The following is a 12946-nucleotide window of genomic DNA, read 5'->3' as shown; positions in this document are numbered from 1 at the left end:
GGCGGATCAGGCGGCTCAGGCGGCTCAGGCGGCTCAGGCGGGTCAGGACACGGGGTCGATCACGACGATCGGGATCTCCCGGCTGGTCTTGGTCTGGTACTCGTCGTACGAGGGCCAGTGCTTGACCATCAGCGGCCAGAACCGGGCGCGCTCCTCGGAGGTCGCGGTCCGCGCGATCCCCTGCCGGACCTCGGGGCCGACCTGCACCCGGACCTCGGGGTGCTCGCTGAGGTTCCGGTACCAGAGCGGGTCCGCGGGGTCGCCGCCCTTGGAGGCGACGATGAGGTAGCGGCCTTCGTCCTCGCCGTAGATGAGCGGGGTCCGCACCGGCTTGCCGGACTTGCGGCCGATGGTGGTGAGCAGCAGGGTCTGGGTGTTGTTCCAGTACTGGCCCTCGGTCCCGCCCGAACCGACGTACAGCTTGACGTGATCCAGGGTCCATCCCGGCTTGGGGTCGATCGGGTTGTCCCAGTCGATGTCGCTCATGTGGCTTCTCCTGCCCTCGTGTTGAACGGTCAACGAACCACAACAACGAGCGTCGACGCCACAGGGCACGGTCGCGTTCCGGCCTAATCCGGAAGCGTGAACCCGTCGACGCCGGACAGGTCGAAGGCGAACAGGTCGTCCAGGGCGCGGCGCGCGGCGCGGGCCGGGGTGGCACGGACGGCGAGGTCGCGGGCGGCCACCGCGAGCGGGTGCGTGAGGGCGGCGACCCGGCCCGCGCGGCGGGAGCGGATGCGCAGGGCGTCGGTGCGGGCGCAGCGGGCCGCGCTGTAGGCGGCCAGGGCGGCCGGTACGTCGGCTCCGTCCAGCAGGTGCGCGAGGACGGCGGCGTCCTCGACGGCCTGGCAGCCGCCCTGGCCGAGGTTGGGGGTCATGGCGTGCGCCGCGTCACCGAGCCATGCCAGCCGGCCCTGGTGGAAGCGGGGGAGCGGGGCGGCGAGGTCGTACAGGTCGTGCTGGAGCACGGCCGCCGGGTCGATCCGCTCCAGCAGGGCGGGGATCGGGTCGTGCCAGGTGCCGTAGCGGCGCAGGAGTTCGGTGCGGACGTCGGCGGGCCGGTAGCCCCCGGGGACGACCGCGGTGGCGTAGAGGTACACGCGGCCGTCGGCGAGCGGGACGACGCCGAAGCGCTCCCCGCGGCCCCAGGTTTCGCAGGCGGCGCGCACGGGCGGGCCGCCTGCGGGAAGGACGGTCCGCCAGGCGGTCTCCCCGCTGTGGTGCAGGCCGGGATGGGCCGGGAAGTACTGGCGGCGGATCGGGCTGTGGATGCCGTCGGCGGCGATGACCACGTCGGCGGTGAGGGCGCCGGCCGAGGTGTGGACGGCCGGCCGCCCGTCCGCGTCCTCGATGGCGGTCACCGCCGTGCCGTACCGGAGGGCGCCGTCGGGGAGTGCGGCGGCCAGGGCCGCAGACAGGGCCGGGCGGTGCACGGCGAGCGGGGGCCGGCCGTACCGGGCGGTCAGCGCGGCGCCGTCGGCGCGGCTCAGCAGGCGGCCGCCGGGGCGGCGCAGGTCCATCGCGGCGGGGGTGGCGTGCCCCGTCGCGCGGGCGGCGTCGAAGCCGATGGCGTCGAAGGCGCGCAGGGCGTTGGGGGCGAGCACGATTCCCGCGCCGGCGGCGGACGGCTCCGTCGCGCGTTCGCAGACGGTGACGTCCCAGCCGCGACGGTGCAGTGCCACCGCCGCGGTGAGTCCGCCGATCCCCGCTCCCACCACCAGCGCTCGACGTCGAGTCATGGCCGTCCCCTCCGTGTTCCCCATGCCCTCTACAGATGTAGAGGGCATGGTCGTCACTCTACACTTGTAGAGTGACGGTATGCACTCCTCCGAGCGTGGAAGCGACCGCAGAACCCTGATCGCGGACAGCGCGATCGACCTCGTGGCCGCCGCCGGGCTGCGCGGTCTGACCCACCGGGCGGTCGACGGCGCGGCCGGGCTTCCGGCGGGCAGCACCTCGTACTACTTCCGTACGAGGACGGCGCTGATCGGCGCCTGCTACGCGCGGCTGGCCGAGCTGGACCTCGGTGACTTCGACGGGGACGCCACCTCGTCGCCGTCGCCGTCGCCTTCACCTTCGCCTTCGCCTTCACCGACGGACCGGGACGCCGTCGCCGCGGCGCTCGCCGCGCTGCTGTACCGATGGCTGACCTCGGGGCGGTCCCGGCAACTGGCGCGCTTCGAGCTGAGCCTGGAGGCCGCCCGGAACCCGGAGCTGGCGACGGAGCTCCACCGGGCCGGGCAGGGCTCGCGGGACCGGGCCGCCGGGATCCTCGCGGCACTCGGCGCCGCCCGGCCGGGCGAGTCCGCCGAACTCCTGGTCGCGTGGGCCGACGGACTCCTCTACGACCGCCTTGCGGGCGCGCTCGCCCGCACCCGCCCCGCCCCGGACCTCGCCGAACTGGCGGCCGTGACCCGCAGGATGATCGACGCGGCCCTGGCCTAGCCGCGCCCTGCGCCCAGGTCGCACCTGATTCCGGGTCGCGCGCGTGCCCAGGTCGTGGCCGGGCCTTGGCCACGCCCGGGCCTCCGTGGCGCGCGCCGCCTTCAGTCCGCCGAGCGGGACCAGCCCGTCGCCTCGATGCGGGCGGCGTCCGCGGGGCGGTCCTCGGCGAAGAGGAGGTGGGAGGGTTCCGAGACGCGCACGATGTCCACGTAGGCTCCGCGGCCCACGTAGCGGCCCTGGGCGGTGTGGCGGAAGCGGAGGCGGACCTCGCGGCCGGCCCAGGCGGTGAGCGGGGCTTCGAGGCGGTGCCAGATGCGGCCCGACCAGCCGGAGACGGAACCCTGCGGCCAGGGTTCGGCGGCTCCGCCGGTGGTGCGGACGGTGGTGAAGGGGAGCGGCTCCCAGGTCTGGCCGTCGGCGGAGGCCTCCAGGTGCAGCGCTCCCGCGCCGGGCACGGTGTCCCACCACAGTGCGCAGCGCAGCCGGGCGGAGCCGGTGGCGGGGGTCAGGGGCGGGAGGGTCAGGGTGCCCGAGCCGCCGGTCTCCATGCCGGAGTACCAGGCCGGGCCGCCGTGCTTCGTGCGGACGGGGACGGCGCGGGCGAAGCGGTTGCCGACGGCGACGCGGGGCGCGCTGCCCGCGCGCCAGGTGCGCACGGGGTGCACGGAGTTGCCCAGGAGGATCAGGAAGGAGTCCGTGGAGGGGTCCAGGACCAGGGAGGTGCCGGTGAATCCGGTGTGGCCGGCGGAGTGAGGGGTGGCCATGGCTCCCATGTACCAGTGCTGGTAGAGCTCGAAGCCCAGGCCGTGGTCGTCGCCGGGGAAGGCGGTGTTGTAGTCGGTGAAGAGGAGCTCGACGGAGGCGGGGCGCAGGATGCGCTTGCCGGCGTAGACCCCGCCGTCGAGGAGCGTGCGGGCGAGGATTGCCAGGTCCCAGGCGGTGCCGAAGACCCCGGCGTGGCCGGCGACGCCGCCCAGCGCGTGCGCGTTCTCGTCGTGGACCTCGCCCCAGACGAGCCCGCGGTCCAGCCCGGACCAGGGCGGGCGCTGGACCTCGGTGGCGGCCGTGACCCGGCGCCAGGAGAGCGGTGGGTTGTAACGGGTGCGGTGCATGCCGAGTGGAGTGGTGATCTCGTCCTGGAGCAGGAGGTCCAGCGTGTGGCCGGTGATCCGTTCCAAGAGCAGTTGGAGGGCGATGAGGTTGAGGTCGGAGTAGCGGTAGACCGTCCCCGGGGTTTCCTGTGGGCTTACCGACCACAGCAGCCTCAACTGACCTGCCCGGGTGGGCTCCTGGTAGAAGGGGGCCCAGGACCGCAGCCCCGAGGTGTGCGTGAGGAGCTGGCGTACGGTGATCGACTCCTTGCCGCCGCCCGTGAACTCGGGCAGGTACCGCTTCACCGGCGCCTCGAGCTCCAGCCGCCCGCGCTCCATCTGCTGCACGGCCAGCAGCGAGGTGAACAGCTTCGACAGGGAGGCCAGGTCGAAGACCGTGTCCTCGGCCATCGCGATCCGCTGGGCAGCGGGGAACTCCCGGACCCGGTCGGTGCGGCCGTCGTAGTCGGCGTACCGGACGGCGTCACCCATCGCCCGGTGCAGCGCCACCGTGCGGCCCCGCCCGGCGAGGACCACGGCCCCGGCGTAGTAAGGGTGTTCGGGGGAGGGGCCGAGGAAGCGCCGTGCCTCGTCCGCCACCCCTTCGAGATGCCTCTCCAGCAGTCCGGCCTGGCGGGCGGACCCGTACCGAAGCCGCAGCCCCTGGAGCGCGCGCCGCTCGGCCGGCCCTCCGGAGGCCCCCGCGGCCCCGGGCAGCGCGGCCTGGAGTGCGAGCACACCGCCCAGCGCCAGCAGCCGCGCCCCGAGCCGCCGCCGGCTGAGCCCGCGCGCGCTTGCGCCGCCGTCCGCCCCGCTTCCGGCGCCTTCCGCCCTGGGCCCGACCCCGTCCGCCCCGGGACCGCCGTCCTCTGCCCCGGGCGTGCTGTCGCCGTCATCGGGCGCCGTCGGGCCGGTCGTTCCGGAGCCCTTCGTGTCACCGTCGTTCCCGGCTGCCCGTCGTGTCTTCATGACCGGTCCTCCCGTCCACCGTCGTGCCCTCCCGAGTATCTGCCCGCTCACGACGCGGGCCCCGCGGTGACCGGCCGGCAAAGAATCTGACGCTGCATCAGAAAACCTCTTCCCTCGGCGGCCGGGCTGCGGCATCCTGCCGCCCATGGAGACGGAGCTGAGCAGAAAACTGGGAATAGAGCACGCCATCTTCGGCTTCACGCCCTTCCCGGCGGTGGCCGCTGCCATCACCCGCGCGGGCGGGTTCGGGGTGCTCGGTGCGGTCCGCTACACCGCCCCCGACGACCTGAAGCGCGACCTCGACTGGATGCAGGAGCACACCGACGGCAAGCCCTACGGGCTCGACGTGGTCATGCCCGCGAAGAAGGCCGTCGACGGTGTCAGCGAGGCCGATATCGAGGCGATGATCCCGGCCGCGCACCGGGAGTACGTCCGCGACACCCTCGCCAAACACCACGTACCCGAACTTCCCGAGGGCGAGGCCTCCGGCTGGCGCATCACCGGCTGGATGGAACAGGTCGCCCGCAACCAGCTCGACGTCGCCTTCGACTACCCCATCAAACTCCTGGCGAACGCACTCGGTTCCCCGCCCGCCGACGTCATCGCGCGCGCCCACGACCACGGCGTCCTCGTCGCCGCCCTCGCCGGCAGCGCCAAGCACGCCCGCCGGCACGCCGAGGCAGGCATCGACATCGTCGTCGCCCAGGGCTACGAGGCGGGCGGACACACCGGCGACATCGCCACGATGGTCCTGGTGCCCGAGGTGGTCGAGGCCGTCGCCCCGCTCCCGGTCCTCGCCGCCGGCGGCATCGGAAGCGGCGAGCAGATCGCGGCCGGACTGGCCCTCGGCGCCCAGGGCGCCTGGCTGGGATCCCTCTGGCTGACCACCACCGAGGCGGACATGCACTCCCGCGCCCTCACCGAGAAGCTGCTCGCCGCCGGCTCCGGGGACACCGTCCGCTCCCGCGCACTCACCGGCAAGCCCGCCCGCCAGCTGCGCACCGAGTGGACCGATGCGTGGGACGACCCGGAGGGCCCCGGCGCACTGCCGATGCCCCTGCAGGGACTCCTCGTCGCGGAAGCCGTGTCCCGCATCCAGAAGTACGAGATCCAGCCGCTGCTCGGCACGCCCGTCGGGCAGATCGTCGGCCGGATGAACAGCGAACGCAGCGTCCAGGCCGTCTTCGACGACCTCACCAGCGGCTTCGAGCGCGCGATCGACCGCATCACCCGCATCGCCGGCCGGGCCTGAGGATCTGAGGAGTGGACAAGATGACCGACACGCCCCCCAACGGCTTCTGGGCCCAGGCGGCCGCCGACCCCGAGCGCACCGTCCTCGTCACCCCGGAGGGCGAGACCTGGTCCGCCGCCCGGCTGCACGCCGACGTCAACCGCCTCGTGCACGGCCTGCGCGCCGCCGGGATGGAGCGGGGCGACGTCTTCGCCGTCGTCCTCCCCAACAGCGTCGAGTTCCTCACGGCCTACCTGGCCGCCTCCCAAGCCGGGTTCTACCTCGTCCCGGTCAACCACCACCTCGTCGGCCCCGAGATCGCCTGGATCGTCTCCGACTCCGGAGCCAAGGTCCTCATCGCCCACGAACGGTTCGCCGCCGCGGCCACCGCCGCGGCCGACGAGGCGGGCCTGCCCGCGAGCCACCGCTACGCGGTCGGAGCGGTCGCGGGCTTCCGCCCGTACGGCGAGCTGCTCGACGGCCGGCCGGACACCGCCCCCGCCGACCGCACGCTCGGCTGGGTCATGAACTACACCTCCGGCACCACCGGCCGGCCGCGCGGCATCCGCCGCCCGCTGCCCGGCAAGCTCCCGGAGGAGACGTACCTCGGCGGCTTCCTCGGCATCTTCGGTATCCGCGCCTTCGACGACAACGTCCACCTCGTGTGCTCGCCGCTCTACCACACGGCCGTTCTGCAGTTCGCCGCCGCGGCCCTGCACATCGGGCACCCGCTGGTCCTGATGGACAAGTGGACCGCCGAGGAGATGCTGCGCCTGATCGACGAGCACGCCTGCACGCACACCCACATGGTGCCGACCCAGTTCCACCGGCTGCTCGCACTCCCGCAGGAGACCAAGGACGCCTACGACGTCTCCTCCATGCGGCACGCCATCCACGGCGCCGCACCCTGCCCCGACCACGTCAAGCGGGCGATGATCGACTGGTGGGGCGGGTGCGTGGAGGAGTACTACGCGGCGAGCGAGGGGGGCGGCGCCTTCGCGACGGCCGAGGACTGGCTGAAGAAGCCGGGAACCGTCGGCAAGGCCTGGCCGATCAGCGAGCTCGCCATCTTCGACGACGACGGCGAGCGGCTGCCCGCCGGCGAACTCGGCACCGTCTACATCAAGATGAACACCGGCGGATTCAGCTACCACAAGGACGAGGGCAAGACGAAGAAGAACCGCATCGGCGACTTCTTCACCGTCGGAGACCTCGGCCTGATGGACGAGGAGGGCTACCTCTTCCTCCGCGACCGGAAGATCGACATGATCATCTCGGGCGGAGTGAACATCTACCCGGCCGAGATCGAATCGGCGCTGCTCACCCATCCGGCCGTCGCGGACGCCGCCGCCTTCGGGATTCCGCACCCCTCCTGGGGCGAGGAGGTCAAGGCGGTCATCGAACCGGCCGAGGGCTTCGCGGCGAGCGACGCGCTGGCGGCGGAGATCCTGAACCACTGCGAGCGGCAACTGGCCGGGTACAAGCGGCCCAAGACCGTGGACTTCATCGAGACGATGCCGCGCGACCCCAACGGCAAGCTGTACAAGCGCCGACTGCGCGAGCCGTACTGGGAGGGCCACGAGCGCGCGATGTGACGGCCGGAGGGCCGGTCCTGCCGGGGGTGGCGGGTTGGCCCTCCCGGGTCCGGCCCTGCGGGGCCCCGCGCTCCTCCGGGCGGCCCGCCACGCCCGGAGTTTCGTGAGAAGTGCCACGTCAGGGGTGTGAAGGTGGCTGTTCGACCGCACAGGTCGGACAGTTCTGGCAAGTTGGCTGATATGAGTACGGCAACCTACAGATCCCCCCTGACCGACTGGACCGTCGTGGTCCCCGTGGTGGCGCTCGTCGCGCTCGTCCTGAGCTGGGGTCGTGACCTGCCTCCACTCGCCGTGGGCCTGGTGGCCCTCTGTCTGGCCGGCGCCGTGCTGGCGGCGGTCCACCACGCCGAGGTCGTCGCGCACCGGGTCGGCGAGCCCTTCGGCTCGCTGGTCCTCGCCGTCGCGGTCACCGTCATCGAAGTGGCCCTCATCGTCACCCTGCTGGCCGACGGCGGGGACAAGACCTCCTCCCTCGCCCGGGACACCGTCTTCGCCGCCGTCATGATCACGTGCAACGGGATCGTCGGCCTGTCCCTGCTCGTCGGAGCCCTGCGCAACCGCGTCGCCGTCTTCAACGCCGAGGGCTCGGGCGCGGCCCTGGCCACCGTCGCCACGCTCGCCGTACTCAGCCTCGTCCTGCCCACCTTCACCACCAGCAAGCCCGGCCCCGAGTTCTCCACGGCCCAGCTCGCCTTCGCCGCCACCGCCTCGCTCGCCCTCTACGGGCTGTTCGTCGCCGTCCAGACGGTCCGCCACCGCGACTACTTCCTGCCCGTCGACACCAAGCGGATCCGCAGGGAGGCCGCGCAGGCGGCCGCCGCCGCGGCCGCCGGTGAAGAGGACGAGCACGCCGAACCGCCCACCGCCCGCGCCGCCCTGATCAGCCTCGGGCTGCTGCTCGTCGCCCTCGTCGCCGTCGTGGGAAACGCCAAGGCGGTCTCCCCGACCATCGAACGCGGAGTCGCGGACCTGGGCCTGCCCTACGCCGTGGTCGGTGTGATCATCGCCCTGCTCGTGCTGGCCCCCGAGACCCTGGCCGCCGTCCGCGCCGCCCGCCGCGACCGCGTGCAGACCAGCCTCAACCTCGCCTACGGCTCCGCCATCGCGAGCATCGGCCTGACCATCCCGGCCATCGCCCTCGCCTCGGTCTGGCTCTCCGGACCGCTGCTGCTCGGCCTCGAACCGCTCCACATGGTGCTGCTCGCGCTGACCATCGTCGTCAGCGCCCTCACCATCGTCCCGGGCCGCGCCACGCTGCTCCAGGGCGGCGTGCACCTCGTGCTGCTGGCCGCGTACCTCTTCCTCGCCGTCAGCCCCTGAGCGCGCCGCGACCCCGTACGGCCGGCCGCCGCCCTCCCGGGCAGCGGCCGGCCGTAGTCGCGAAGCGGCGACCTGTCCGCTCAGTGCCGTTCGCGCGGCCAGACCACCTTCAGCCGGGGCGAGGTGAGGATGTCCCGCTCGCAGAACCGTGCCTTCACCCAGCGCTCCTGGGAGAAGAGCCGGGTCTGGTCGGCCGAGTGCGGCGAATTCGGGTTCGAGGACTGGCTGTACGTCAGCAGCGTGCGCGCCACCGGACAGCGGCCGCCGTCCCAGCCGACCGCCTGGATGTGGCTGGAGCCGTGCAGGACCTCCGGGTAGCCGCCACCCGCCGCGTTCCACGGAGCCTCGATCTTGTTCCAGACGCCCAGGGCCTCCGTTCCGCCGCCCACCGGCAGCTTCTGCCCGCCGCGCACCACGAACTGGTGCTCCCCGAGCGGGGCGTCCGGAGCGATGCCCGCCTTCCTCAGCTCCGCGACCGTGTCGGCGAGGGCCCGCCCGATCCCGGGCGCCGCCTGGTTGAGCGTGCGGGGCGTCCGTACCGGATCGGCCGCGTCGAAGGGCACCAGCCACAGGTCCCGGGCCGGCGTGTTCGCGGCCAGCTTCCGCCAGAAGCGGTCGAAGAGCAGCGCGCCGCGGCTCGAGGCGTCGGCCGTCCGGTCCCAGGCCGCCAGCACCCCACAGGCCGCCGACACGTCCACGGCGGAGCCGTCGGACCCCGTGGCCGTCCCGCCCGGGAGGGCCGCGCAGGCCTTCGCCGCGTCGGCGGCCGCCAGATCACCGGCCGGGACCCGGTTCGCGAACTGCTGCTCCTGCAGGTCCGCCACCGTCAGCCCGCCCTGGTCGGCCATCGCGGAGACGTCCTCCAGGGCTCCCCGGGTCCGCAGCGAGCGCGGGGTTGCCACATTGCCCCAGATCCGCTCGTAGCCGGTGAGCGGCTGCTCCGCGTTGGCCAGCCAGGCGCTGTCGTTGGAGTTCTCGGCGTACGCGGCGTCGCGCAGCGTCGGGGCCCTGCCCGGGCCGAAGATCCCGGGCTGGACGGCGTCCGGGTCGGAGCCGGGCGCGCAGTCACCGCGCGAACCGTCCAGCACGGCCAGCCCCGAGGAGGGGTACGTGGCCCTGCCCAGGGGCGTCGAGCAGCGCGCGGCGAGCTCGTCCGTGATCCGGGGGAGCACCTGGGACTGGGTGAAGAGGGTGCCGCCCGCCGCGTCGGCGGCCACCGTGTTGACCCAGGGCAGCCCCTGCGTGCGCCGCAGGGCGTCCTGGACGCCGGCGACCGAGCGCGCCCTGCCCATGGCCAGGGCCGTGTCGGAGCCGCGCAGGTTCACGGAGTTGGGGTCGGCGAGCGCGTAGGCCGTGGTCGTGGTCCAGGGCAGCGGGAGGCCGCCGCCGAGGCCGGACAGGACCGGGCCGTACCGGGTCCACCACTGGGTCCGGGTGACCGGGGGGCCGCCCGCGACCTGCACGCTGACGGTGCGCGCGGTCATCTTCTCCGGCTTGCCGTCCACCAGATAGGCGGTCGGGTCGCCCGGGTCGAGGGCCAGTTGGTGGAGGTTGACGGGGGTGCCGGTGGCCACCGTGTGGCTCCATGCCACCTTCTCGTTGAAGCCGATGTTCACCACGGCGGTGCCCAGCAGCGAGCCGCCCGAGACGTTCAGCTCGCCGGGGATGGTCTGCTGCGACTGCCAGAACCGGCGGCCGCCCTGCCACGGATAGTGCGGGTTTCCGAGGAGCAGGCCGGAGCCGTTCGCGGTGGTGGAGCCGGCGAAGGCCACCGCGTTGGACCCCATGTCGTAGCGGGTGGTGTCGAAGAACTCCCGGGCCGCCTCGGCGGCGGCCGCCGGATCGAGGCCGGCCGCCGGATCCACGCCGGTCGTGTCCGGGACGGCCGTGCCCCGCGCGGCCGTGCCCGGCGCGGCCGTCGCACCCGGGGGCCGCGCCGAGGTGATGCCGTCGACGGCGCGGCCCTGGCCGCCGAGGACCGACACCGCGAGCCCGCGGGCGGCGACGTCGGTGGCGGTGACCGGGCGCACCCACCCCGCGCCCTTGCAGGCCGGGTCGGTGATCTCGTTCTGGGCCAGCCAGGCGTTGTAGCCGGCGGCCCAGCCCCGCATCAGCTCCTTGACCTCCTTGCCCGGCCCGGCCGGCGCGGGCACGGCCAGCAGCTCCTCCACGGCGCCGGAGTCGCGCACGCCCTTGAAGAACAGGTCGCTGGAGAGGTTTGCGGTGGCGGACGAGAGTGAACTGTCGGGCGCGGCGTCCGGGCCGAACCACCGCGACCGCTCCCCGGAAACGGTCAGGAACCCGTCGGCGAGTACGCACACCTGGTCGGCGGCCTGTGCCCAGCCCGTGCCGAACCCGAGGTGGGCGTAGTCACGGGCCAGGATGTGCGGGATCCCGTTCTCGGTGTACCGGATGACGGCGGACAGGCCGCCGCCGGACGGGCCGGAGCCCTGGTCCCGGGCGGCGGCCTCGGGTATCGCCGAGGCAGCGGCCAGCAGTGCGGTGCCGGTGACGGCGACACGACGGAGGAGCGGTCGGGCGCGGCGGTGTCCGTGGAGAAAGCGCAACGTGCCTCCCAAGTAGCCTGCGGACGGGCGCGATCGCCCGTGCGGGTGGGTGGTGCTCGCGTGCCCCCACACTCATGCAGGCCACCTGACGTCATGTCAACATGCCGTTTGGTATCCCCTGATGGTCCGGTCCGCCATCCACGGTGCCCGGGTCATTGACCCCGGCCCTGCGCGCAGACGAAGATCCCGCCATGACCCCGGTGCGCAAGAACACGGTCGACGGACTGCTCCACGACAGCGCGCGACGCGTCCCGGACCGGGTCGCGGTCCGCTACCGCGAGCGGACCTGGACCTACGCGGAACTCGACGCGGCCGTTTCCACGGGCGCCGCCGTGCTGCGCGGGCGCTACGGGCTGGCCGAGGGGGACCGGGTCGCGACCTTCGGGCACAACTCCGACGCCTACCTCCTCGCCTTCCTCGCCTGCGCACGGGCCGGGCTCACGCACGTCCCCGTCAACCAGAACCTCACCGGGCAGGACCTCGCGTACATCCTGGAGAACTCCGGGAGCGCGCTCGTCCTCGCGGACCCCGACCTGGCCGGCCGGGTCCCCGAGGGGTTCGCCGTACGCCCGCTGCGCGACGCGCCCGGCTCCTTCCTGGCCGAACCGGCGGAGCCCGCCGGGCCCGGGGCCTTCGCCGCTTCCACCGACCCGTCCCGGCTGGCGCAGCTGCTGTACACCTCCGGGACCACCGCCCTGCCGAAGGGGGCGATGATGACGCACGAGGCGCTCTGCCACGAGTACGAGAGCGCGATCGCGGCCCTGGACCTGGCGGAGGGCGATCTGCCGGTGCACTCCCTGCCGCTGTACCACTCGGCGCAGATGCACGTGTTCCTGCTGCCGTACCTGGCGGTGGGCGCGCGGAACACGATCGTGGACGCGCCGGTCGCGGAGGAGATCTTCGACCTGGTGGAGGCCGGTGAGGCGGACAGCCTGTTCGCGCCGCCGACGGTGTGGATCGCCCTGTCCCATCACCCCGACTTCGCGGACTTCGCCCTCCGCGACCTCTCCGCCCTGCGCAAGGCGTACTACGGAGCCTCGATCATGCCGGTCCCGGTCCTGGAGCGGCTGCGCGCACGGCTGCCCGGACTCGGCTTCTACAACTGCTTCGGCCAGAGCGAGATCGGACCGCTGGCCACCGTGCTGCGACCGGAGGAGCACGAGGGGCGGATGGACTCGTGCGGGAGGCCGGTCCACCACGTCGAGGCGCGGGTCGTCGACGAGGACGGGGCCGAGGTGCCGGACGGCACGGCGGGCGAGGTGGTCTACCGCTCCCCGCAGCTCTGCCTGGGCTACTGGAACGACGCCGAGGCGACGAAGAAGGCCTTCCGGGACGGCTGGTTCCGCTCCGGTGACCTGGCGGTCCGGGACCCGGAGGGGTACTTCACGGTCGTGGACCGGGTGAAGGACGTCATCAACTCGGGCGGGGTGCTGGTCGCCTCACGGCAGGTCGAGGACGTGCTGTACACCCACCCGGGCGTGGCCGAGGCGGCGGTGGTCGGCCTCCCGGACGAACGGTGGATCGAGGCCGTCACGGCGGTGGTGGTCCCGCGTGACGGGGTCACGGAGGCGGAACTGCTGGCCTACGCCCGCGAGAAGCTGGCCCACTTCAAGGCACCCAAGCGGATCCTCTTCGTGGACGCCCTGCCCCGCAACGCGAGCGGCAAGATCCTCAAGCGCACCCTGCGCGACCGCTTCTCGTCCCCGGCCTGAACGGGAAGCGGCCCCG

Annotated in this window: 9 protein-coding genes; 5 read left to right on the top strand and 4 right to left on the bottom strand. The window is 73.4% G+C overall.

Annotated features, from left to right (window positions below; genetic code table 11):
* Positions 1-42: 42 nt before the first annotated feature.
* Complete coding sequence (locus ABZY57_RS04890) at positions 43-486, bottom strand: nitroreductase family deazaflavin-dependent oxidoreductase (protein ID WP_356508192.1); 444 nt, start codon at positions 484-486, stop codon at positions 43-45.
* Positions 487-569: 83 nt separating this feature from the next.
* Complete coding sequence (locus ABZY57_RS04885) at positions 570-1739, bottom strand: FAD-dependent oxidoreductase (protein ID WP_356508190.1); 1170 nt, start codon at positions 1737-1739, stop codon at positions 570-572.
* Between the two features lie 79 nt (positions 1740-1818).
* Between ABZY57_RS04885 and ABZY57_RS04880 the strand changes: the two genes are divergently transcribed.
* Positions 1819-2445, top strand: coding sequence for a TetR family transcriptional regulator (locus ABZY57_RS04880; protein WP_356508188.1), 627 nt, complete (start codon positions 1819-1821; stop codon positions 2443-2445).
* 101 nt (positions 2446-2546) lie between these two features.
* On the opposite strand, the gene ABZY57_RS04875 is transcribed toward ABZY57_RS04880, so the two are convergent.
* Entirely contained in the window at positions 2547-4505 is a 1959-nt protein-coding gene (locus ABZY57_RS04875) for a serine hydrolase (protein ID WP_356508186.1), read from the bottom strand.
* 145 nt (positions 4506-4650) lie between these two features.
* Here ABZY57_RS04875 and ABZY57_RS04870 point away from each other — a divergent pair, with 145 nt between their 5' ends.
* The 3 genes from ABZY57_RS04870 to ABZY57_RS04860 all read left to right on the top strand — a co-directional run bounded on the left by ABZY57_RS04870 (position 4651) and on the right by ABZY57_RS04860 (position 8651).
* Positions 4651-5757: a nitronate monooxygenase family protein gene (locus tag ABZY57_RS04870; protein WP_356508184.1), complete on the top strand. Its 1107-nt coding sequence runs from the start codon at positions 4651-4653 to the stop codon at positions 5755-5757.
* 20 nt (positions 5758-5777) lie between these two features.
* Positions 5778-7331, top strand: a complete 1554-nt coding sequence (locus ABZY57_RS04865) for an acyl-CoA synthetase (protein WP_356508182.1) — start codon at positions 5778-5780, stop codon at positions 7329-7331.
* A gap of 180 nt (positions 7332-7511) precedes the next feature.
* A complete protein-coding gene (locus tag ABZY57_RS04860) occupies positions 7512-8651 on the top strand; it encodes an ionic transporter y4hA (protein ID WP_356508180.1) in 1140 nt (379 codons plus the stop codon).
* Positions 8652-8731: 80 nt separating this feature from the next.
* Here ABZY57_RS04860 and ABZY57_RS04855 read toward each other — a convergent pair whose 3' ends face one another.
* Positions 8732-11218 (bottom strand): penicillin acylase family protein, encoded by a 2487-nt coding sequence (locus ABZY57_RS04855; RefSeq protein ID WP_356508178.1) that lies wholly within the window; start codon positions 11216-11218, stop codon positions 8732-8734.
* 191 nt (positions 11219-11409) lie between these two features.
* Here ABZY57_RS04855 and ABZY57_RS04850 point away from each other — a divergent pair, with 191 nt between their 5' ends.
* A complete protein-coding gene (locus ABZY57_RS04850) occupies positions 11410-12930 on the top strand; it encodes a fatty acyl-CoA synthetase (RefSeq protein WP_356508176.1) in 1521 nt (506 codons plus the stop codon).
* Positions 12931-12946: the final 16 nt, after the last annotated feature.

The organism is Streptomyces sp. NPDC006450 (genome assembly GCF_040612195.1).
Lineage (GTDB): Bacteria > Actinomycetota > Actinomycetes > Streptomycetales > Streptomycetaceae > Streptomyces.
Note: the sequence above shows the minus strand (reverse complement) of the source record. Positions and strands in the feature narration are given on the sequence as shown.